This window comes from Klebsiella scottii, from assembly GCF_036561945.1.
Lineage (GTDB): Bacteria > Pseudomonadota > Gammaproteobacteria > Enterobacterales > Enterobacteriaceae > Klebsiella > Klebsiella scottii.
Genome location: NZ_JARXNI010000020.1, coordinates 2050043 through 2070777 on the forward strand (window position 1 = coordinate 2050043; position 20735 = coordinate 2070777).

The 20735-nt window shown below is 54.9% G+C and carries 21 protein-coding genes; 13 read left to right on the forward strand and 8 right to left on the reverse strand.

Translation table 11 applies throughout. The features are described from left to right. Positions 1 to 41: 41 nt before the first annotated feature. Together QFI97_RS17275 and QFI97_RS17280 are read left to right on the forward strand one after the other, a co-directional pair. A complete protein-coding gene (locus QFI97_RS17275; protein ID WP_438943444.1) occupies positions 42 to 1790 on the forward strand; it encodes a glycoside hydrolase family 13 protein in 1749 nt (582 codons plus the stop codon). A 469-nt stretch (positions 1791 to 2259) separates the two neighbouring features. Continuing rightward, positions 2260 to 2823: a YagU family protein gene (locus tag QFI97_RS17280; RefSeq protein ID WP_095096765.1), complete on the forward strand. Its 564-nt coding sequence runs from the start codon at positions 2260 to 2262 to the stop codon at positions 2821 to 2823. 274 nt (positions 2824 to 3097) lie between these two features. Here QFI97_RS17280 and QFI97_RS17285 read toward each other — a convergent pair whose 3' ends face one another. Both QFI97_RS17285 and QFI97_RS17290 read right to left on the reverse strand, forming a co-directional pair. After that, positions 3098 to 4426 carry a 6-phospho-alpha-glucosidase gene (locus QFI97_RS17285; protein ID WP_346431674.1) on the reverse strand — a complete coding sequence of 443 codons (1329 nt, stop codon included), beginning with the start codon at positions 4424 to 4426 and terminating at the stop codon, positions 3098 to 3100. Between the two features lie 11 nt (positions 4427 to 4437). Continuing rightward, on the reverse strand, positions 4438 to 5973 hold the full coding sequence (locus QFI97_RS17290) for a PTS transporter subunit EIIC (RefSeq protein WP_331835458.1): 1536 nt from the start codon (positions 5971 to 5973) through the stop codon (positions 4438 to 4440). A gap of 260 nt (positions 5974 to 6233) precedes the next feature. Here QFI97_RS17290 and QFI97_RS17295 point away from each other — a divergent pair, with 260 nt between their 5' ends. Next, a complete protein-coding gene (locus QFI97_RS17295) occupies positions 6234 to 6932 on the forward strand; it encodes a GntR family transcriptional regulator (RefSeq protein ID WP_095096755.1) in 699 nt (232 codons plus the stop codon). A 173-nt stretch (positions 6933 to 7105) separates the two neighbouring features. On the opposite strand, the gene QFI97_RS17300 is transcribed toward QFI97_RS17295, so the two are convergent. After that, entirely contained in the window at positions 7106 to 7750 is a 645-nt protein-coding gene (locus QFI97_RS17300) for a TenA family protein (protein WP_331835459.1), read from the reverse strand. After that, complete coding sequence (locus tag QFI97_RS17305; RefSeq protein ID WP_331835460.1) at positions 7750 to 8595, reverse strand: BtpA/SgcQ family protein; 846 nt, start codon at positions 8593 to 8595, stop codon at positions 7750 to 7752. The genes QFI97_RS17300 and QFI97_RS17305 overlap by 1 nt, the downstream gene beginning before the upstream one ends. Positions 8596 to 8621: 26 nt before the next feature. On the opposite strand from QFI97_RS17305, the gene QFI97_RS17310 reads away from it, so the two are divergent. Beyond that, a complete protein-coding gene (locus QFI97_RS17310; RefSeq protein ID WP_095096747.1) occupies positions 8622 to 9491 on the forward strand; it encodes a ribokinase in 870 nt (289 codons plus the stop codon). Between the two features lie 3 nt (positions 9492 to 9494). On the opposite strand, the gene QFI97_RS17315 is transcribed toward QFI97_RS17310, so the two are convergent. Then, the gene (locus tag QFI97_RS17315; RefSeq protein ID WP_095096744.1) at positions 9495 to 10448 is read right to left on the reverse strand and encodes an ABC transporter substrate-binding protein; all 954 of its coding nucleotides are present in this window, start codon (positions 10446 to 10448) and stop codon (positions 9495 to 9497) included. 344 nt (positions 10449 to 10792) lie between these two features. On the opposite strand from QFI97_RS17315, the gene QFI97_RS17320 reads away from it, so the two are divergent. The 8 genes from QFI97_RS17320 to QFI97_RS17355 all read left to right on the forward strand — a co-directional run bounded on the left by QFI97_RS17320 (position 10793) and on the right by QFI97_RS17355 (position 18122). After that, positions 10793 to 11815, forward strand: a complete 1023-nt coding sequence (locus QFI97_RS17320; RefSeq protein WP_095096741.1) for a LacI family DNA-binding transcriptional regulator — start codon at positions 10793 to 10795, stop codon at positions 11813 to 11815. Between the two features lie 381 nt (positions 11816 to 12196). Further along, on the forward strand, positions 12197 to 12943 hold the full coding sequence (locus QFI97_RS17325; RefSeq protein WP_161795676.1) for an ATP-binding cassette domain-containing protein: 747 nt from the start codon (positions 12197 to 12199) through the stop codon (positions 12941 to 12943). An 18-nt stretch (positions 12944 to 12961) separates the two neighbouring features. Next, positions 12962 to 13963 carry an ABC transporter permease gene (locus QFI97_RS17330; protein ID WP_189339824.1) on the forward strand — a complete coding sequence of 334 codons (1002 nt, stop codon included), beginning with the start codon at positions 12962 to 12964 and terminating at the stop codon, positions 13961 to 13963. Positions 13964 to 13966: 3 nt separating this feature from the next. Next, entirely contained in the window at positions 13967 to 15046 is a 1080-nt protein-coding gene (locus QFI97_RS17335) for a phosphotriesterase family protein (protein WP_346431675.1), read from the forward strand. A gap of 15 nt (positions 15047 to 15061) precedes the next feature. Then, entirely contained in the window at positions 15062 to 15817 is a 756-nt protein-coding gene (locus QFI97_RS17340; protein ID WP_346431676.1) for a glutamine amidotransferase, read from the forward strand. Next, positions 15817 to 16932 carry a M20 family metallopeptidase gene (locus QFI97_RS17345; RefSeq protein ID WP_346431677.1) on the forward strand — a complete coding sequence of 372 codons (1116 nt, stop codon included), beginning with the start codon at positions 15817 to 15819 and terminating at the stop codon, positions 16930 to 16932. Before QFI97_RS17340 ends, QFI97_RS17345 begins: the two co-directional genes overlap by 1 nt. Before the next feature lie 342 nt (positions 16933 to 17274). Beyond that, complete coding sequence (locus QFI97_RS17350; protein WP_346431678.1) at positions 17275 to 17646, forward strand: VOC family protein; 372 nt, start codon at positions 17275 to 17277, stop codon at positions 17644 to 17646. A 182-nt stretch (positions 17647 to 17828) separates the two neighbouring features. Further along, complete coding sequence (locus QFI97_RS17355) at positions 17829 to 18122, forward strand: YciI family protein (protein ID WP_133597638.1); 294 nt, start codon at positions 17829 to 17831, stop codon at positions 18120 to 18122. A 244-nt stretch (positions 18123 to 18366) separates the two neighbouring features. On the opposite strand, the gene QFI97_RS17360 is transcribed toward QFI97_RS17355, so the two are convergent. The 3 genes from QFI97_RS17360 to QFI97_RS17370 are packed head-to-tail and all read right to left on the reverse strand — an operon-like array spanning position 18367 to position 20200. After that, positions 18367 to 18777 carry a DUF2000 domain-containing protein gene (locus QFI97_RS17360; protein WP_133597636.1) on the reverse strand — a complete coding sequence of 137 codons (411 nt, stop codon included), beginning with the start codon at positions 18775 to 18777 and terminating at the stop codon, positions 18367 to 18369. Positions 18778 to 18832: 55 nt separating this feature from the next. Then, positions 18833 to 19687 carry an AraC family transcriptional regulator gene (locus QFI97_RS17365; RefSeq protein WP_346431679.1) on the reverse strand — a complete coding sequence of 285 codons (855 nt, stop codon included), beginning with the start codon at positions 19685 to 19687 and terminating at the stop codon, positions 18833 to 18835. Positions 19688 to 19738: 51 nt separating this feature from the next. Further along, a complete protein-coding gene (locus tag QFI97_RS17370; protein WP_346431680.1) occupies positions 19739 to 20200 on the reverse strand; it encodes a MarR family winged helix-turn-helix transcriptional regulator in 462 nt (153 codons plus the stop codon). Between the two features lie 105 nt (positions 20201 to 20305). Here QFI97_RS17370 and QFI97_RS17375 point away from each other — a divergent pair, with 105 nt between their 5' ends. After that, positions 20306 to 20689, forward strand: coding sequence for a tautomerase family protein (locus tag QFI97_RS17375; protein WP_095096711.1), 384 nt, complete (start codon positions 20306 to 20308; stop codon positions 20687 to 20689). Positions 20690 to 20735 lie beyond the last annotated feature (46 nt).

The following is a 20735-nucleotide window of genomic DNA, read 5'->3' on the forward strand; positions in this document are numbered from 1 at the left end:
TTAAACGCCGCACGGCGGTTGCGGTTGCACTATCATCTCTCATGATGACCTGGGCTTGTCCGGGTTTCAGCGCCCCCGCCTCCTTCGCCGAGGATATCGGCGTTCATAAGGAAAATACTTTCCCGGCATGGTGGAAAGAGGCGGTTTTTTATCAGGTGTATCCGCGTTCTTTTAAAGATACCAACGGCGATGGCATTGGCGATATTCGAGGCATTATCGAAAAACTGGACTATCTCAAATCACTCGGCATTGACGCTATCTGGATAAATCCCCATTATGACTCGCCGAATACCGACAACGGTTATGACATCAGCAATTATCGTCAGATCATGAAAGAGTACGGCACTATGGCGGACTTCGATACGCTCATCGCCGAAATGAAAAAACGAAATATGCGCTTAATGATCGACGTCGTCATCAATCACACCAGCGATCGGCATCCGTGGTTTATTCAAAGTAAAAGTGATAAAAACAATCCTTATCGTGACTACTACTTCTGGCGTGACGGAAAGGATAATCAGCCACCGAATAACTATCCTTCCTTTTTTGGCGGCTCGGCGTGGCAAAAAGAGGCGAAGTCAGGACAATACTATTTGCACTATTTTGCCAAACAGCAGCCCGATCTCAACTGGGATAACCCGAAGGTCCGCGAAGATCTCTACGCAATGCTCCGTTTCTGGCTGGATAAAGGCGTTTCAGGGATGCGCTTTGACACCGTGGCGACCTATTCAAAAATACCTGGATTCCCCGACCTGACTCCTGAGCAACAGAAAAATTTTGCCCAACAATACACCATGGGCCCCAATATTCATCAATATATTCAGGAAATGAACCGGGAGGTCCTTTCCCGCTATGATGTCGCCACCGCAGGGGAAATCTTTGGCGTGCCGCTGGATCGCTCGTCGCAGTTTTTTGACCGCCGGCGCCATGAGCTGAACATGGCTTTTATGTTTGACTTAATTCGTCTTGACCGCGACAGCAATGAGCGCTGGCGCCATAAGCCGTGGACGCTCTCTCAGTTCCGTCAGATCATCAGTAAAATGGATACCACCGTCGGGGAGTACGGATGGAACACGTTCTTCCTCGATAACCATGACAATCCCCGCGCGGTATCTCATTTCGGCGATGACAAACCGCAGTGGCGGGAAGCATCGGCTAAAGCGCTGGCGACAATCACCCTCACCCAGCGGGCGACGCCGTTTATTTATCAGGGGTCAGAGCTGGGAATGACCAACTATCCTTTTAAAAAGCTAAGCGAATTTGACGATATTGAAGTTAAAGGTTTCTGGCATGATTATGTCGAAAGCGGGAAAGTGACGGCAGCGGAATTTCTCGACAACGTGCGCCTGACCAGCCGGGATAACAGCAGAACGCCTTTCCAGTGGGATAACAGCCATAATGCAGGGTTTACGTCCGCTACGCCTTGGTTTCACGTCAATCCGAACTATGTGCAAATCAACGCTGAACGCGAGTTAACTGAGGATAAATCGGTGCTGAACTACTACAAACAAATGATTCACCTGCGTCATCAAATCCCGGCGCTCGTTTATGGCGCGTATCAGGACCTCGACCCGCAGGATAATACCGTTTACGCTTATACCCGAACCCTGGATAATGAACGTTATCTGGTGGTGGTGAACTTTAAAGAACAGCCGGTTCGCTATATCCTGCCGTCTAAGGACGCCGTTGAGCAGGTTGTTATCGAGACGAATCAGCGCCGTGATACAGCAAAAGAAAGTACCGCGATCGCATTGAGTCCGTGGCAAGCGGGGGTATATAAATTACAGTAAGCCTGTACAGGACATTATCGGCATTATGTTTCCGCAATGTATTGCGCTATTGGACACGCATAAAAATACGCGGGCGATGATGTTCCAGAGGTGATTAAATAAAACGCACGGCCCCGGTATAATATGGAAAACGGTACCGGGGAAGCTATTTAAATTTATTAAAATCGCCGCTGGAGGGGGGGCTGACGCGATTGAAAAATAGCCCATCCACGCTGAAACTCTCTCCCTTTCAGACACCGGGTTTGGGCATGATAAGCCCACCTGTGAACGAAAGCCATTCCGATGGAATATTCACGATTGCGCCAGCATAGGGTTTGTCAACTACCATTACTGGCCCTCGATATACTCTCATTTCATGATAAATACCAGTGCGATTCTATGAGCTTAGCGTGATCGAGATCAAAGAATTGAATCTACATATTTATGAGTATGAATAATCGTAAACTTATGTAATTCCGAGGTGGTAGAAATGGCAGTTAAAGATTTTTTTGTGCAGACGGAACCCGGCCGGCGTCGTTATGGCGTCGCGTTATTTGTAGGTATTATTGCCGGGGTAATGTCGGCGTTTGTAAAATGGGGAGCAGAGGTTCCTTTGCCGCCGAGAACATTTTCCGGCGGCCGGGATGAGTTTAACCCGCCGTACATTTTCTTGCGTGATTATCTTGGCATTGATCCTACTCATACGGTCTACACTTTTTCAGAACACATTATTAACCCGGTCATGGTTACGCATATTATTTTCTCTCTGGTGTTCGCCATTGGTTATTGTGTAGTCGCTGAGGTATTTCCTAAAGTGAAATTATGGCAAGGGGCATGGGCGGGGATCGTCGCCACCATTGCTGTTCACTGGATCTCATTCCCGTTACTGGGCCTGACGCCATCATTGCTCAATATCCCCGCCAGTGAATATATCTCTGAACTTGTCGGACATATATTTTGGTTCTGGGCGATTGAGATGATCCGTCGCGATCTGCGTAACCGTATTACTCACCAACCCGACGCAGAAGTCCCTCTGAGCTCTCCGTTCAGGTAATCCGGACCGCACTGCAAAAATTGGCCTCGAGGGGGGAGTAAGGTGCACGATTTTTTTGCCCCCTGCTCCCCGATAAGGGCTAAGGACGGAGTTCAGGTATGTTGTGTTTGCGAGCCTTGTGGGCAAGTTAATGCATCCTCACAAGGTACCCTGGGCACCTTTTCCAGCTAAGATCGCGGATCGCGACCGCCTGCGCTCCGCTGCTGTGCAAAGCCATGATGAAAATGCCCGACCAGCTTCATCGGGCATAGATAAGATTATCGGCAGGCGGGGCTTAATTCAGCGCCGGCCAGTAGCTGCGGTTAGCGACAATTAAATCATCGAGAATAGCTTTGGCCACCGAGGCGCTCGGCACCGTTTTAGATAAGATTATTGCCTGCCAGAGCTTCTGATAGCTGCCCTCAACCCAGGCATCAACAACCAGCTTCTCGACGGCCACCTGCTGCTCCATCATCCCCTTCTGGAAAAGCGGGATTTTCCCCATCGCCAGCGGTTCCGGGCCGTTAATGCCCACCAGGCAAGGAACCTCAACCATCGCAGTATCATCAAAATTAGCGATAGCGCCGTTATTTTCCACAATCAACAGCATCCGCTCCTGAGTATTAAACGCGATTGCGCAGGCGAGGTCGACGATGAAGGTGGCATGCGCGCCGGCATGGAAATGGGCGTCCCTCGCGCTCTGCCGAACGACTATCTCTCTGGCCATATCGAACACCTCTTTTTCTCTTCCCGCCATGACCTCGTTGGCGCGGGTAAAGTCAGGGTCGGAGTGGGCAACCTCGTAATCCGCATAGAAATAGTATTTCAGGTAGGTATTTGGCAGCGTCTCGGGATCGAGCGCAAAGACGTCTTTCACCTTTTTAAAGGTTTCAATCCAGCTCGGGGCTTTATGCTGAAAATCCTCTTTCGGACTGCAATAACCCAGCTCGGCGACATGACTCTTCAAGGCGGGCATTAAATCATTGCCGGCTTTATCCGTAATACTGGTCCACCAGCCGAAATGATTCAGGCCAAAATATCTCACGTTCATCTCTTTGCGCGAGGGAAGCCCAAGGATGTCGGCAAACAGCCCTTCAATCGCCACAGGCATGTCGCAAATATTAATGATTTTGGCCGCGGGCCGTAAGCGGCGCGTCGCCTCGGCAACGATAGCGGCCGGGTTGGAATAGTTAAGCATCCACGCCCCAGGCGAGTAGGCTTCCATATAGTCCACCAGCTCAAGCACGCCGGCGATGGAGCGCATACCATAGGCAATTCCCCCCGGCCCACAGGTTTCCTGGCCGATAACGCCATATTTGAGGGGGATTTTTTCGTCTTTTTCACGCATCTCATAGAGGCCAACGCGAATATGGGCCATCACAAAATCGACGCCGCTGAACGCCTCCTGCGGATCGGTGGTGAAGCTGAAGGCGACCTGCGGATAGCGCTCCGCCACCAGAATGGTACAAGCTTCGCCAATAACGCGCTGACGATCGTGATTATTGTCATAGAGCCGAATCTCACTCAGGGGGAAACGGTCCATATTTTCCAGCAGCATCATTACAATACCCGGTGTATAGGTGCTTCCGCCGCCGGCAATAGTGACAACAAATTTATCTTTCATTCTCCACCTCTTTATTCATGAATATCTAAATAGCTATTTACGGCATTGCGAACTTTATTTACCCCTAAGCCGTAGATAACCTGAACGTGATGACCATTGATAATGACGCTGGCGCCACCGCTATTCTTCAGTATGCTTTCCTGAATCAAAGCGGGGTCCCGCACGTCGACCCGAAGTCGGGTAAAGCAGCTCTCGACGGAGCAGACATTCTCTTTTCCGCCCAGCCCAAGTACGACCTGTTCACCGGATGCTTTACCGGCAGGAGCGGCGCTCGCTTGCTTTTCGCCGACGGGCTCTCCCTGCTCCTGGCCCGGCGTGTTCATCCTGAAGCGGGTGATCATGAATTTACCGACAAAGTACATCGTCGCCGTTTCCATTAAGCCGAGGGCCACAAAGATGGGCCAGCGCGTCAGGTGCGCGCCTGCCGGAATGTTATAAACAATGAAATCGATAATGCCGTTGGTCGCACATACCCGGACGTTAAGAAGCCAGGCAAGCATCTGGAAAAATCCATCCAGCAGCGAATAAACCAGCCAGAGCAGCGGCGCGGTAAAGATAAATAAAAACTCAAAAGGCTCGGTGATGCCGACCAGAAACGAGGTCACGATCAATGGAATCAGGGTGATTTTTAATTTCTGCTTATTTTCTGCTCTGGCGGTTTTATAAAATGCCAGGGCCATGCCCGCTGTACCAAATATTTTCACCATCCCGTAGGTTAAAAAACGCGCCGAATCGCTTAACGCGCCGCCGGTATTACTGGCGATTTCAGCGAGGAAAATGGGTTTCGCGCCGACCACCGTTTGTCCCTCTATCAGCAGCTGCCCGCCGATGGAGGTAAACACAAAGGGCGACCAGATCAGGTGGTGTAATCCTGTCGGGATAAGGAAACGATTAAGGAAACCATAGAGAAACACGCCCGCCGCACCGAAGGTTTTCATTACTCCGGTGAGAGCCGATATCCCATGTTCAACAATCGGCCAGAAGTAAACGGTACCGATGGCAAACAGGCCCACCAGCGGGATCATGATGATAAGCACGAGCTTACTGTTGCCATAGATGGAGAATGCGCCGCGAAACTCGATATCTACGAATCGGTTGTGGATAAACGCCACGGCACAGCCAAGAATAATGCCGAGAAACACTCCCATATCAATAACCTGGAAGCCAAAAATAAAGGTTTGGCCGCTGCCGTATAGCTGCGCATTACTGCTGCCTGCGGCCAGTCGTTGAGTGAGGGTTAGCCAGCTGTTATTCGCCGCCAGATACATAAACCAGGTCATGGATGCAACGAAAGCCGCTTCCGCTTTACGGCTTTTCGCCAGCCCGCTGGCCAGCCCCAGGCAAAAGAAAAAGCCGAGATTATTCATGATTGCCCAAAGCATACTGGAAACATATTTACCCAGTAGATAAAGCGTGCTGCTTTCGGCCACCCATATTTTATTGCTAGTGATGCTGAGCAATGCAATCAAAAGGCCAATAACCGGCAGATATAAAACTGGCCCAATCATCGCTTTTGAAAAGTCCTGTAACTTTTTAACCCCAACCATTATCGACCCCTTTACCATCCGGCGCCTGCCAGCGCCGCGGAACATGGAACCCAGCTTATGTCGGGGTCGAAATAAATCAGATCGGCAAAATCATCATTTGTGATGAAAGTCATATACCTTTGAATGGAATAGATATATATGTAAAAGCCTGTTTTTAGATGACATTTCGATATCTGTAACGGTTAATTTATTTATTTTATTATTAATCAATGAATTAAATTATAATCTCGCAGCAACTCATCCATCAGAGACATCTATAAGTGATATACAAATCAATTGCAGGTGAGTTAAAAAATCGCATCAACAGCGACGAATACGAAATCGGGGATGCGTTACCCAGCGAAAAGACGCTGGCGCAGGAGCTTCAGGCTTCGGTGATGACTATCCGTAAGGCGCTAACGCTGCTTGAAGAGGAAAAACTGATCGTCAAACGGCACGGCAGCGGCTCGTATGTGGCGCGCAAGAGCAACTATCATGGAGGGGAGCTCGATGGGTTTAACTACCAGATGCATGTCGTCGGCGTGACCAATTATCGCAATAAGGTGATTGAATTCACCATGATCAACGCCCCTCTAGCTATCGCCCAGCAGTTAAAAATTGAGCCTGGGGAAAAAGTCTATTACGTCCGACGCATTCGCCTTATCGACGACGTGCCCATTCTGATTGAAAACAGCTATATCCCGGTGGCGATTTTTCCGTGGTTAAGCATCGGCAATCTGGAAAGATCGAAATTTAACTATTTCAAGAAAGAGTGCAATATTTCCATTCTCGAGAGCCATCGTAGCTATTCGCCGGTTCTGGCAACCCGGGAACAGGCGGAGTTCCTGCAGGTGCCGCAAAACAGCCTCCTGCTGCGGGTGCAGTCGCTCAGCTATGCGCAGAATAATATCTGCGTCGATTTATCCGATATCTACCAGAATACCAACAAATACAACGTCAAACATATCACCCGCCGTTAGAGCGCCGAGCCTCAGCTGGCGGCACGCTACGGCCCCGGCAGTCCGTTTGCATTTAGTTTGTCAGCACAGAGGGGCATATGTTTCCCCCTCTGCCGCACAACGCGCCGGATGCGGTATTTGACGCCCCAGGGATCGGGGCGCCGCTTCAGCTCACCTCGTGTTTATCGATGCGGCTACGCCTCATACGCCGCGGTATGGAAATCGATCTCCCACTGCAGCACCTCGCCGTACAGCGCTGACAGCGCCTGCTTTTCGCTTTCATTAAGCGCCATCGCGCAGCGGTCCAGCTCCTCCTTCAACCAGCGGGCCTGGCGGTAAAACTCCTCTTCCGCATGCATTTCTACCCAGCGCCGGAGGTCCGCATCGCTCTGGCTGCCCCCGCTCACCCGCCGGCACCAGTGGTAGTACATCCACTCCGCGCCGAACATCAGGGTAATAATCTGTTCATAGCTCCCCTCCCGGGCTATCCGCAGCATGCCGTCGCGAAAGCGGCGCACCCCGGGCCGATCGTCCGGATAGTCGGCGGGATTAACCCGGCGCTCGGCCAGTACCTGTTCAAACCAGGCGATCTGCGTGTCCACCAGCGCATTGAGGACGCCGATCAGCCAGCGCTGCTGGTGAATATCCGGCGCCTTGCTGACGCCGAGGGCAAAAATCGCAATCGCCGTAGCGACGAAGTTGCCCTCAAAAACCAGATAGCGGTTAAATACCGTCTCCGGCAGGCGATCCTGCTCAATATCAACCACAAAGCGGTGCTGCTGCATCGCCTGCCAGACCTGCTGATGTTCACGCAGCAGGCGCTCGCTAAACGCTTCCATTACGCATCCTCCAGCACGGCCTGGGCGACCGACATAAAGTGCTTAACCCGCGCCAGATCGACATCGTTCCACCAGACGCCGTCCACCTTCATGGTGCTGGCGACGATCACTCCCTGGGTGCGTCCGAGGATCTGGCAGACGTTAGCCGGCGTCACGCCGGAGCCCACCAGCAGCGGTAGCGCGGTTGCGGCGCGGATCTCATCGATTTCCTCCGTGGTGGCGCTATCGCCAGTGCGCTGGCCGGTGGCGATCACCGCGTCGGCTTCGAAGAAGTCCACGTCGCGGGTCAGCTCCTGAATCGAACGGTCGGCCACGATTGCGTGGCTGCCGTGCTTGACGTGGCTGTCGGCAAAGACGCGAATATGCTCCGCGCGCAGCTGGCTGCGATAGCGCAGCGCCTTCGCCGCCGCCCCTTCAATAAACCCCTCGTTGGCGATATAGGCGTTGGCCCACTGGTTTACGCGGACGAAATCGGCCCCCCCCGCCAGCGCGGTAGCCAGCGCCGGAATAGCGGCGTTGGCCAGCACGTTAATGCCCAGCGGCACGCCGAAGCGCTCGCGAACTTTCTCGGTAATGACCGCCATCAGCGCCGATGTTTCAGGACCGATATCCTCTGGTTTGGAAAAGGGAATATCGCCGTGGTTTTCAACAATCAGACCGTGAACGCCGCCCGCAATATAATTTTCCGCATCACGAAGCGCCCGTTCAATAATACCACTTACTGATTTACCACGATATTTAGGCGTGCCAGGAAATGGGTCGCAGTGAATCACACCAATGACTACTTTACTACGTGAAAAAATATCTTGTATTGCATTGGTCTTTTCTGCTGATATAGAAGTCATGTTATCCATCCTGTTAAGGGAACACTATGCGTGTTTACGTTATCGGTAATATTACCGTAGATGAAACCTGGTCCATTTCGGATATCCCGAAAAAAGGCGCCTCAATTCATGGTATTAAAGTTTCGCAGGATCTCGGCGGAAAAGGCGCGAATCAGGCGATTATATTATCCCGCTGCGGCATAGATACACGCTTAATTGCGGCCACGGGAAATGACAGCAACGGAGCCTGGATACGCCAGCAGCTAATAAATGAACCACTGACGCTGCTACCCACCGGACATTTCAACCAACATAGCGACACCTCGATTATCTTAAATAGCGCCGACGGCGATAATGCGATTATTACCACTACCGCCGCCGCCGATACATTTAGCCTCGATGATATTATTCCGCATCTGGCAGACGGCGCTGCAGGCGATATTTTGCTGCAGCAGGGTAATTTCTCGCTGGAAAAAACGCGGGCTCTGTTTCAGTTCGCCAAAGCGCGCGGTATGACGACGGTATTTAATCCTTCGCCGGTCAATCCTGATTTTTCTCTCCTGTGGCCGCTGGTCGATATCGCGGTCGTCAATGAGTCAGAGGCGGAGCAGCTACAGCCGTACGGCGTGCAGACCTTAGTCATTACCCAGGGCGCCGCCGGCGCCTGGCTGGTCCGCGAAGGCCAGCGCAGCTTCTCGCCCGCCGCCGCCGTCGAGGCGCTTGATACCACCGGCGCCGGCGACACTTTTCTCGCCGTCATGCTGGCCTCCGCGCTGCGGCGCGGAGTGGCGCCGGACGCCCTGGCGCTGGCTCATGCCAGCCGCGCCGCCGCCATCACCGTGAGCCGCCGAGGGACGTTCAGCGCATTCCCCGACGGCCAGGAACTCGCCGCCTTGTTAGCGACGGGCGATGCCTGAAGATTACTTAAACAGCGAGCGGTAGGTATCCACGTTCGCTTTGGTCACCACCGTAGCCGGAACCAGAATGGTTTTCGGCACGGTTTTACCCGAAGCGATCGCGTTCAGCGCCTTCAGGGCCTCAGCCCCCATCTGCTCAGGGTCCTGCTGCAGCACGGCGGTAACGTAGCCGCCGTCAATGCCCGAAATCGCCTTCGCCGTCAGGTCCCAGCCGAAGACTTTAATATCCTTCTGGCGCCCCTGGTTTTCCACTGCGGCAATGGCGCCCAGCAGAGCGGGTTCGCCGGTGGCGTAGATCGCCGTCAGATCCGGGTTGCCGGTAATCAGGTTTTCCGCCGCGGTCATCGCTTTATCCTGCACGTTCTGCCCGTCGACTACGTTGGCGATGGTAATTTTCGGGTTGCTTTTCAGCGTCTCTTCGAAGCCCTTCTGCCGCTGGTTCTGAATCGCCGAGTTCAAGGCGCCGACGATACCCAGCCGCGCCTGGCCGCCCATCTCTTTCTGCACGTAGTCAACGAAGTATTTACCAATGATTCTGCCTCCTTCGATATTATCCACGCCGACCTGAGCCGCCTGAGGCCCCGCCGGTAATACGGCATCGATAGCAATCACCGGAATGTTAGCGGCGGCGGCTTCTTTTACCGCTGGCATAATTCCGTTAACGTCGATGGCGGCGACGAGGATGCCTTTAACTCCTTGCTGAATATAGTTTTCAATCGCATCATTCTGCGCGACGGGATTATCATTGGAGTTGAAAATGACTAAATCCTTTCCGCTCGCTTTGGCTGCATCCTGCGCGCCTTTATTCATCAGATTAAAAAACAAAGCCTGCTGATTAATTTGAACTAAAGCATAGGTTGGATTGGCGGCACTGGCGGAAGAAATAAAACTAAGCGATGCCAGCAGAGACGTTGCAATAGCAATAGAACGCAGTTTTCCGGTGTTAAATAACATCATCAGTATCCTCATCGGGAATAGTTGATAGCCAGCAGAGTTCCGCGCCGCGGTGCGAACGCAGAAGGATTATTTTTTGGCGGGCAAATATCGTCCAGATGGCCAGAACGATCGTCGATTGTTCGGCTGGACCTGCTTAATTTCATTCCGGCAACCGGTCCGTGTCGGTGCGCGACTGGAATGACTTAAACGGGTTTGGGAATCACTTCCCGGATGATGCGGTAAACTGCCTATACAATTCTCCGCCGATTAAATTTTGTCAAGCATTTATTTAACGTCGTTGTTGCCCGAGAAATTGCTGTATTGACCGCGCTTAACTATGTTACAGATAGCCGACTCTGGTAGAAATGGCGCAGGAAATGAGTATAAAACGCGTATTGTTATCCGATGTGGCAAAGCTGGCGGGACTGTCGAAGGCCACTTTATCTCGCTATATGAACAACAATATTGTGCTGCCGCAGGAAACTATCGACCGCATTGAAACGGCGATCCGCGAGCTGGACTATCGCGGAAATAGCCTGGCGCGCCGCCTTAGCAAAGGGGGCAGCGAAACCCTCGGGCTGGTACTCCCCGATATTACCAACCCCTTCTTCGCCGAACTGGCCGATGCCGCCGAAGAGGCCGCCTCGGCCAGCGGCTACAGCCTGGTGCTGTGCATCACCCGCAATAATCCGGAAAAAGAGTGCCAGTTCATTCGCTGGCTGGATACCTGCCAGGTCGACGGCCTGCTGTTCACCACCAACCGCCCCGATAACGGCCTGCTGCGTAAAGAGATCCAGCGTCACGAGCGCATCGTTTTGCTGGACGAGGATATTCCCGGCAGCAAGGTGCCGAAAGTCTTTGCCGATAACGTCCAGGGCGGGCGGATTGCGACGGAAAAGCTGATCGCCGCCGGGCACCGCCGTATCGCCTTCGTCGGCGGGCCGGACAAGCTGATGAGCGTCCGTGAACGCTACCAGGGATTCTGCACCGCGATGGAGCAGGCCGGTTTGAGCTGGCCCCCCGAGTGGGTAATGTACGGCGACTACCAGCGCGAGTTCGGCCAGCAGGCGCTGCGGCACCTGTTCAGCCAGCCGCTTCGCCCCACCGCCGTCTTCGCCGCCAGCGACTATCTGGTACTTGGCCTGCTCGACGGGCTGCGCGCCTGCGGGCTGCAGGCGCCGGAGGCGCTGTCGCTGGTCGGCTTCGATGACGCAAACTATGCCGATTTTACCCAGCCGCGCATCTCAACCATTCGCCAGCCCGCGCGCGAGCTGGGCCGCACCGCGGTGAGCATCATGCTGCGCCTGCTGAATAACGAGAAAGATATCCCGGCGGAAACCCGCCTGCCGGTGGAATGGATCGGTCGCGATTCGATCAAGATTTGTTAAGCGCGTCCCAAAATGGCGCAAAAGCGCCCAGTTTTGGCGCAAAAAACGTTCAACTCAAAATCTGTTGATTATAATTAGTAAACCGGTTTACTTATAAACCGTTAATAAATTCTTTCTTTTACAGAGAGTTAAGTAATGGGGCTGCTGTGTTTTTTCTGCCCTGGCACGGATGCTGCAATGTTCTAACTGGCGAACAAATATCTTAAATAGCGTTTGACCTGACCGTGCTTGTGAAAGCTCCACTCCGCAGGTAAACCGGTTTACAAGGGTGTAAGCCGTGTTGGATGGAGTTCTTTTACCCGGAAGGGCGAACATTTTCCCGGCAATAGCGATGGGAGTGATCGGATGCAGCAGCCACAAACTACCCCGCCAAGGGTAGAGATGATCAATATCACCAAGACCTACGGGTCGATACGCTCATTGCGCGGCGTGAACCTGGAGCTGGCTCCGGGCGAAGTGCTGGGCTTAGTGGGCGATAACGGCGCGGGGAAATCAACCCTGACCAAAGTGCTATCCGGGGCGGTGATCCCCACCAGCGGCACCATCCGCATCGATGGCGAACAGCACCAGTTTACCAATCCGGCGGACTCTCGCCGCTGCCATATCGAGATGGTGTATCAGGATCTGTCGCTGTGCGACACGGTCGACGTCGCGGGTAACCTGTTTATGGGCCGCGAGCCGATGAAATCGGTGCTCGGCATCCCCTTCCTCGACGAGGCCAAAATGCACGCCGACGCGCGGGAGATGCTAAAGGGGCTGGGTATTTCTATTCCCGATACCCGTCTGCTGGTACGCAATCTCTCCGGCGGCCAGCGCCAGGCCATCGCCATCGCCCGCGCGGCGGCTTTTGACCCCAAGGTGCTGATTATGGATGAGCCCACTGCCGCGCTAGCCGTTGCGGAAGTGGAAGCGGTTCTGGAGCTTATCCGCCGCGTTTCCGCTCGCGGCGTAAGCGTCATTCTGATCACCCACCGCCTGCAGGACCTGTTCCTGGTCTGTGACCGGATCATGGTGATGTATGAAGGCACCAACGTCGCCGACCGCCGGGTGGCCGACACCAGCCTGAGCGATATCGTTAACCTGATCGTGGGCGAAAAATTCACCGCCCGCTCTGCGGCTGCACACTGAGGTAACAGGATGAGTATCATGAACTTAAGCAGCTCCCGCATGATCCAGCATTCGCTGCCCCGGCGCCTGCTGCATAACCACTCGGGCGTGGTCAGCATCGCGCTGTTTTTCGTATTCTGCTGCGTGGTGTTTTCGCTCATTACCAGCAACTTCCTTACCGGTACCAACTGGCTGAATATCATTCGCCAGAGCGCCCCGTTGCTGATCGTGGCGACCGCGATGACCCTGGTGATTACCACCGGCGGCATCGACCTGTCGGTGGGCTCCACCCTCGCGCTGGTGGGCGCGCTCTCCGCCATCGCCCTCAACAGCTGGGGTTTACCGTGGCCGGTGGTGCTGCTCGGCGGTCTGCTGCTCGGCGGATTAGTCGGCGCCATTAACGGCTTCTTTATTGCCTATGAAGGCATTCCGGCGTTTATCGTCACCCTCGCCACCCTGGCCGTTGTTCGTGGCATCGCGCTGCTGGTGACCCAGGGCTATTCGATTCCGGTTCCCGCCGACAGCCTGTTTACCTTTATCGGGCGCGCCTGGGTCGTGGGTATCCCCATGCCGGCGCTGATCGGCGTTATGGTTCTGGTTATCGGGCATATCGTGCTGAATCATATGCGCTTTGGCCGCTACGTTACGGCTATCGGCGCCAACGCCGAGGGCGCGCGGCGCAGCGGGATTAACACCAAAGCGGTGACTATGAGGGTGTACATCATCAGCGGAATGGCCGCCGCGCTGGCCGGAATGATTATTACCGCGCGCCTCGGCAGCGGCTCATCCAACCAAGGGGAAGGCTTCGAACTGCAGGTCATTGCCGCCGTTGTACTCGGCAGCACCAGCCTGTTCGGCGGCTTCGGTACCATTATCGGCACGCTGCTCGGCGCGCTGTCGATTGCGGTCATTCAGAACGGGCTGATCCTGTCGCATATCTCGCCGTTCTACACCCAGATCGCCACCGGCACCATTATCCTGCTGGCTATCTGGCTGAACACCCGCATTCTTAACCCCACGCGCTCAGCGGCGAAAGGATAGCTCATGAAAGGATCAATTTTTCGCCACCCCACTCCGCTGCCGGTCGGCATCAGCAGCGGCTACGTGATGACGGTGCTTGGCCCGCTGCCGGTCAGCGAGATGGGCGTAACGCTGATGCATGAGCATATCCTGCTGGATGCCTCCGGCAAATGGGTTCCGCCCTGCTGCTGTAGCGATCGCCATCTTGCCGAAATGCCGGTGAAGATGGAAAACCTCGGCGAGCTGTCGCTGAACCCGCTGATCAGCCGCGATAACTGCCAGCTGTTTGACGTCGACGTGGCGATTGAAGAGCTGATGAAATATCGCGCCCTTGGCGGGGAAACGGTGGTCGATCCGACCAATATCGGCATTGGCCGCGATCCGCAGGCGCTGGCGCGCATCGCTCGTCTGACCGGGCTGAACATTATTATGGGCACCGGCTTCTATCTGGAGCCGTCGCACCCCGAGTGGGTGAAGAGCAGCAGCGTCGAACAGCTGACCGAGCGGCTGATCTACGACCTCGGCGGCGCGGAGGAGAAGCCGGAGATCGTCGCCGGGCTGATCGGCGAGATCGGCATCTCCAGCCGCTTCACCCCGGACGAAGAGAAGTCCCTGCGCGCGGCGGGCCGGGCCAGCGCCGCGACCGGCGTACCGATCGAGGTCCACCTGCCGGGCTGGGAGCGGCTTGGTCATCGGGTGCTGGATATTCTCGAACAGGAAGGGGCCGATCTGCGCCATACGGTGCTGTGCCATATGAATCCCAGCTTTGCCGATAAGCGCTATCAGCGCGAGCTGGCGCAGCGCGGGGCGTTTCTCGAATACGACATGATCGGCATGAGCTACTACTACGCCGATGAGTCGGCGCAGTCGCCCTCCGATGAGGAGAACGCCCGCGCCATTCGGGAGCTGATTGACGACGGCTATATCCAGCAGGTTTTGCTGTCGCAGGACGTTTTCCTGAAAACCATGCTCACCCGCTACGGCGGCCACGGTTACGGCTACATACTCAAGCATTTTGTTCCTCGCTTGCGGCGCCACGGCGTCAGCGGCGAACAGCTTGAAACCTTGATGATTAGAAATCCCCAGCGGGTATTTGGCGGATAAAAAGGAAAGGTCATAATGAAGAAGAAAATTTTACTGGTCGGTGAATCCTGGACCAGCACCTCAACGCACGTTAAAGGCTTCGATCAGTTTGCTACCGCTACCTGGCACAACGGCGCGACGGATTTCCTGGCGGCGCTGGCCGATAGCCACTATGCCATCACCTATATGCCGGCCCACGCGGCGGCAACCGAGTTCCCGCTGACGCAGGAGGAACTGCAGCAGTGGGATGCGATTATCCTGTCGGATATTGGCGCCAACACGCTGCTGCTGCACCCGGACACCTGGCTGAAAAGCCGCCGTACCGCCAACCGTCTGACGCTGCTGCATGACTACGTTGCTGCCGGCGGCTCGCTGATGATGATTGGCGGCTATTACAGCTTCCAGGGGATTAACGGCAGCGCGCGCTATCGCCATACCGCGGTGGAGAAAGTTCTGCCGGTGCGCTGCCTGGCGTGGGACGATCGCATTGAAACCCCGGAGGGCTGCTATGCCGAAGTGACCGAATCCCACGCGCTGTTTAACGATATTCCGGGCGAGTGGCCGTGGCTGCTGGGCTATAACGAAGTGGAAATGCACCCGGAAGGCAGGCTGCTGGCGACCGTTGCCGGCACCGGGCATCCGCTGCTGGCGGTGCGCGAATATCAGCAGGGGCGTTCGCTGGTGTGGACCAGCGATATGTCCGCACACTGGCTGCCCGAGGAGTTTGCCAAATGGCCCGGCTATCGCCAGCTGTGGATTAACTGCCTCGACTGGCTGACGGAACGCAGCTGATGGCGACCACCACCCTCGAACTGGCCCGGCATCTGCTGGGCTTTAACACCATCAATCCGCCGGGAAACGAAGCCGACTGCATGCGTTTTTTTGCCGACTGGCTTCGCGATAGCGGCTTCGAGATTTCGCTGTCGTCGTTCGGCGAAGGGCGCAGCAATCTGATTGCTCAGCTGCCGGGAGCGGCGGCCGGTAAACCGCTGGCCTTTACCGGCCATCTGGATACCGTTCCGCTCGGCAATGCGCGGTGGCGGTATGACCCCTTCGGCTCGCAGATCGAGAACGGGCGTCTTTACGGACGAGGCTCCAGCGATATGAAAGCGGCGATAGCGGCGTTCGCCGTCGCCTGCGTCCGGCGGCGGGAGGAGATCCGCGCCGGACGCGGCGCGGTGCTGCTCATCACCGGCGGGGAAGAAACCGGCTGCGACGGCGCGCGGGCGCTGATCGAGTCCGCTCCGCTGCCGGAGATCGGCGCGCTGATCGTCGGCGAGCCCACCGCCAACTACCCGGTTATCGGGCATAAAGGGGCGCTGTGGCTGCGCTGTGAAACCCGGGGGAAAACCGCCCACGGGGCGATGCCGGAGCTGGGGATTAATGCTATCTATCTGGCGGCGGATGCCCTGGGTAAGATCCGCCATTTTTCGCCGGGTGCGCCGCATCCGCTGATGAAGCAGCCCACGCTGAACGTCGGGCGCATTGAGGGCGGGCTAAATATTAATTCCGTGCCGGACCGCGCGCGTTTTGATGTAGATATCCGCAGCGCGCCCAATTTACAGCACGCCACCATTCGACAGCGGCTGAGCTCGCTGCTTGGCGAGAGCGTGACGCTCTCCACGCTGGTCGATCTGCCCGCGGTTCTGAGCGAAGAGAGGCACGCATGGATAGCGCAGATTTATCGGCGCTGCCAGCCGCTGCACGACAGGCCGCTGGAGCCGCGCGTTGTGCCCTACTTTACCGACGCCTCCCTGCTGCTGCCCGCGCTGGATAATCCGCCCTGCATTATTCTCGGCCCCGGCGAACCGTCGATGGCCCACCAGACCGACGAGTACTGCCTGCTCAGCCGGCTGGACGAGGCTGAGCGGCTGTACGGGGCGATTATCGACGACTGGATGGACTAACGGCGCCAAAACGCTGCCCGCCCCTTCCGGATAAAGGCGGATTTTTTACTAAATAATCATCAGGGGCCGCCCTGCCCCTGCGTCAGCCAGCTCCGCAAGGAAAGCGCAGCCGGCGCGGATGCCGAACGCGGTTTATCAAATAGCCTGCCCAGCGCCGGAGGCCGGCGTTAATGACCCGGCGGAGCGCGGGTAAATAAGGTCTGGTCACGAGCCGCAAAAGTTTCAATTTCACCCCGAGGGGAAATATTATATCTTCATCAATCATCTGGCACCGCCCAGCCGCGTAGCTCCAGCACCGCCCAGCGCTATGCTATTCATTGATTAACAATATTGAGGTTGATCATGCAGCATCTTGTCAGATTTGGTCGTATAGCCGCCGTGTTACCCGTTAAAAACATCATGATTGCCAAAGAGTTCTATATCAACGGGCTGAACTTCAAGGCCGTTTTTGAAAACGGAGATCCGCTGGGTTTTATGATAATAAAGCGTGAAGAGGCTGAGCTACATTTGACTCTCCAGCCGCGGCACAAAGCGTCCTCGTCGCCTGTCGCACATCTTCTGGTTGATGATGCAAATGCCCTGTACGCCCGTTGTCAGGAAATTGGCGCCAGGATTATTAAAAGCCTGGAAGATAAAGATTATGGTATTCGGGCATTTGTTTTCGCCGACCCGGATGGAAATCGTATCGATGTTGGGCAGATCCTGCAGAAGTAATTAAGGTCGGTTTTATAGCCAACCCCCATATGTCCTTATATCGGTAATTTTCCACCGCCATAATAGCGTCGCTGTCGCCATCCCGTCTGCGACGCTAATATGCCGGGCGCTTATCTTACTGCTTCAGCTTTACTTCCTGCGGTGGTAGCATTTTAAGGCTTTCTTTCCATAAGGACTTTAAAATGAGCATCATTTATGTAGTTGTTTTAACTTATATAAAACCACTCGAAGAAGTTGATTCTCAAATACCTGCACATGTTGAGTGGCTTAAACAAGGCTACTCCGATGGCGTGTTTCTGGCATCAGGAAGAAGAATTCCCCGTAATGGCGGCGTCATACTTGCAAAATCTGACAGCCTCGAATCTCTGGAAGAACGTCTCAGCCAGGACCCATTCCAAAAATTAAAAATAGCTAAAGCGGAAATTATTCCCTTCGATGCCAGTATGAAGGCTCCGCTGCTCGAAAATATTTTCTGACTTTACATCGGCTCAGTAGCTCATATTGAGCCGCCCATAACGGAACATTCCCCAGTTTGAATCGCCGCCGGCGCCTGACTATGCGGAAAACACCGGCCATAAAGAGAGCAAGCAACGCGTTTCATCTCCGTCAGGCAGCAATCAGGTGAAAAGTGATGTTGATGCGGGGCCGGGATACTTTCGGACTGACGAAGTGCAGAGGTTCAGGAAAGGAATCGCTGCCAGGCCCCGCTGTGGCGGTAAACTATTTATGCAGGGATAAACCCTTTATAACCTTATCCACCGCTTTTTTATGGCCGCGGATACCGATACCGACGAAGTCCAGATTATCCGCATCGGCGGCCATAAATACTTCGCGATTTGCCTCATCATGCCCGGTGGAGAACATGGCATGAATATAAGGAATGATGGTCACTTCCCGCTCCAGCGCCTTACGGTGAACCGCCTGCAGTTTTTCAAGGTCCGCCTCAAAAATCAGCATGGGCTGGCCGGACATGTTGCCATAATGCCGGCCTAGCGAATCGACGTAAGGTTTACCCATAATTTCCGGAGCCGCAGAAGCAATCCCCGTAGCCAGAAATGCCACAACATTCAGGCGCTGCCAGTCAGGTAAGTCATCTCTCACGATAAATGCAATTTTGGTGTCAAACGTCATTCAAATATTCCCGTCTTTAACTACGAAGCAGGCATGTTCACATGACGGCGGAATATCAGTATAGAACGTTTGAGCAGTGGTTCTGGAATGCCGCAGGAGACATGCGGTAAGCGCGTCTGAACCAGCGGCCTAAATGACTTTGGTCGGCGAACCCCGTCTGCGACGCCACCAGCGACGGAGCAAATCCTCGGGCCAACAGCCCGCGCGCGGTGCGAAGGCGTAGCCTGACGAGATAGGCATGAGGCGACTGACCGAATGCAGCCTTGAACTGGCGGCTTAAGCGAAAGCGATCGATACCGCTGACCTTTGCCAGCTCATCAAGTCCGGGATTTCTTGCCAGATGCTCATACAAATAATCCCTGACCCGGTTCATTTTGATGCGAGAGTCGGTCAGCTCTTCCGAGGGCTTCAGTTCGACATGGGGTGTGAGGTGAACCAGCAATCTGTCCAGACTTTCATCCCGCGCAAGCCTCCCCTCGCCGTTGTGTAGCGCATCAAAAGCCCGGGAGATCGACGCAATTAACGCGCGGTCATCCGTGAGGGTATGGCGAAAAGCCGCCTGTATTAGCGAAATATCCCCCATACCACGCTGGCGGAAGCTGTCCGACACCCACCGTTGCGGAATATACAACATGGCATACGTGAAGCCATCGCGTTGGGCGGCGTAACCATCATGCACAGCGCCGGGCTCGATGAGGATGGCCTTGCCCGGCGTGCTGGTATGTACCGTGCGATGGCAGCTGAAGCGCTGTGAACCCTGCAGGGTTACGCCCAGAAGTAGCTCTTCATGATCGTGGCTATCATAGGCGTGACCCGTAAAGTGGGCGTTAACGCTTTCAATGCCCGTTTCGGCATCACGACGAAAATCGAGCCAGTCTCCAGGCATCGCCTGTTCAGCAACTTCTGACATAACCACGCTCTGACAAAGATCGACGGAGAATCAGCCTGACTGCCTGCATTATTAGATGTTGTCCTGTTCAAATTCGGCTGCCACAAGACGGGACAACAGGGCCTGCAGCGTCGCCGCCTCCGCCTTCCCAAGTTTTTGTTCAAACTGCTGCTGCGCCTGCGCCCAGCTGGCATCCGACTCGCCGAGTTTTTCCCTGCCGGCCGGAGTCAGTGACACCAGACGCGAGCGCCCATCGGAGGGGTCTGCGTCGACGCTTATCAGGCCATCCCGCTGGAGAGGTTTGAGCGTATGGGCAAGTCCTCCCCGATCCATGACCAGGGCCTCAGCCAGATGGCTGACCGACAGGCTGCCAGCTCGCCGCAGCTGGGCCAGAATCGCCCTCTGGGTGGTCTTGAGCCCGCTTTCAGCCAAAATACTGTCGTAATATTGCGACAGACGTCGGGAGGCTTTGCGCAAGGTAGTGCAGTGACAACTTACGCCAGGCGACGCGCCGATACCCTCATTCTGAGACATACATCCCCTTCCTGATTAACGTTGACGTCTTGATTTTACCAGCATATGCTGATATTGCAAATAAGAGCATATGCACGTATTTTCAATCAGCCGTGAGGAGACGTTATGCCATTTGTTCGCATCGATTTACGTAAAGGGAAGCCCGCCGACTATCGTCAGAAAGTGGCTGACGCGGTCTACGACGCATTGGTGAGCGTGGGCGTCCCGGAGAATGACCGTTTTCAGGCGATCGGTGAATATGAGCCGGCAGGGTTGATTTATGATCCGGGCTACCTCGGCATAAATCGCACCGATGACTTCGTTGCCATTCAGATAACCTGGAACGAAGGGCGTAACACGCAGCAAAAAAAGGCGCTGTACCGGGCTATTGCAGACGGACTCCACCACGCGGTGGGACTTCGTCAACAAGATGTCTTTATCAGTCTGGTGGAAGTCAAAAAAGAAAACTGGTCCTTCGGCAACGGTGAGGCGCAGTACGCGGACGAATGATCCCGGGCTACGGGGTGCGGTCAGAAGTGAAAAATAAAGTCGTTGA

What these genes read in the sequence shown, in the direction of transcription:
- QFI97_RS17335 (WP_346431675.1), top strand. Translation starts at nt 13,967, where the DNA reads ATGAAAGGATCAATTTTTCGCCACCCCACTCCGCTGCCGGTCGGCATC.
- QFI97_RS17350 (WP_346431678.1), top strand. Translation starts at nt 17,275, where the DNA reads ATGCAGCATCTTGTCAGATTTGGTCGTATAGCCGCCGTGTTACCCGTT.
- QFI97_RS17345 (WP_346431677.1), top strand. Translation starts at nt 15,817, where the DNA reads ATGGCGACCACCACCCTCGAACTGGCCCGGCATCTGCTGGGCTTTAAC.
- QFI97_RS17315 (WP_095096744.1), bottom strand. Translation starts at nt 10,448, where the DNA reads ATGATGTTATTTAACACCGGAAAACTGCGTTCTATTGCTATTGCAACG.
- QFI97_RS17325 (WP_161795676.1), top strand. Translation starts at nt 12,197, where the DNA reads ATGATCAATATCACCAAGACCTACGGGTCGATACGCTCATTGCGCGGC.
- QFI97_RS17360 (WP_133597636.1), bottom strand. Translation starts at nt 18,777, where the DNA reads ATGACGTTTGACACCAAAATTGCATTTATCGTGAGAGATGACTTACCT.
- QFI97_RS17305 (WP_331835460.1), bottom strand. Translation starts at nt 8,595, where the DNA reads ATGACTTCTATATCAGCAGAAAAGACCAATGCAATACAAGATATTTTT.
- QFI97_RS17280 (WP_095096765.1), top strand. Translation starts at nt 2,260, where the DNA reads ATGGCAGTTAAAGATTTTTTTGTGCAGACGGAACCCGGCCGGCGTCGT.
- QFI97_RS17285 (WP_346431674.1), bottom strand. Translation starts at nt 4,426, where the DNA reads ATGAAAGATAAATTTGTTGTCACTATTGCCGGCGGCGGAAGCACCTAT.
- QFI97_RS17340 (WP_346431676.1), top strand. Translation starts at nt 15,062, where the DNA reads ATGAAGAAGAAAATTTTACTGGTCGGTGAATCCTGGACCAGCACCTCA.
- QFI97_RS17355 (WP_133597638.1), top strand. Translation starts at nt 17,829, where the DNA reads ATGAGCATCATTTATGTAGTTGTTTTAACTTATATAAAACCACTCGAA.
- QFI97_RS17310 (WP_095096747.1), top strand. Translation starts at nt 8,622, where the DNA reads ATGCGTGTTTACGTTATCGGTAATATTACCGTAGATGAAACCTGGTCC.
- QFI97_RS17370 (WP_346431680.1), bottom strand. Translation starts at nt 20,200, where the DNA reads ATGTCTCAGAATGAGGGTATCGGCGCGTCGCCTGGCGTAAGTTGTCAC.
- QFI97_RS17275 (WP_438943444.1), top strand. Translation starts at nt 42, where the DNA reads ATGATGACCTGGGCTTGTCCGGGTTTCAGCGCCCCCGCCTCCTTCGCC.
- QFI97_RS17300 (WP_331835459.1), bottom strand. Translation starts at nt 7,750, where the DNA reads ATGGAAGCGTTTAGCGAGCGCCTGCTGCGTGAACATCAGCAGGTCTGG.
- QFI97_RS17330 (WP_189339824.1), top strand. Translation starts at nt 12,962, where the DNA reads ATGAACTTAAGCAGCTCCCGCATGATCCAGCATTCGCTGCCCCGGCGC.
- QFI97_RS17290 (WP_331835458.1), bottom strand. Translation starts at nt 5,973, where the DNA reads ATGGTTGGGGTTAAAAAGTTACAGGACTTTTCAAAAGCGATGATTGGG.
- QFI97_RS17320 (WP_095096741.1), top strand. Translation starts at nt 10,793, where the DNA reads ATGGCGCAGGAAATGAGTATAAAACGCGTATTGTTATCCGATGTGGCA.
- QFI97_RS17375 (WP_095096711.1), top strand. Translation starts at nt 20,306, where the DNA reads ATGCCATTTGTTCGCATCGATTTACGTAAAGGGAAGCCCGCCGACTAT.
- QFI97_RS17365 (WP_346431679.1), bottom strand. Translation starts at nt 19,687, where the DNA reads ATGTCAGAAGTTGCTGAACAGGCGATGCCTGGAGACTGGCTCGATTTT.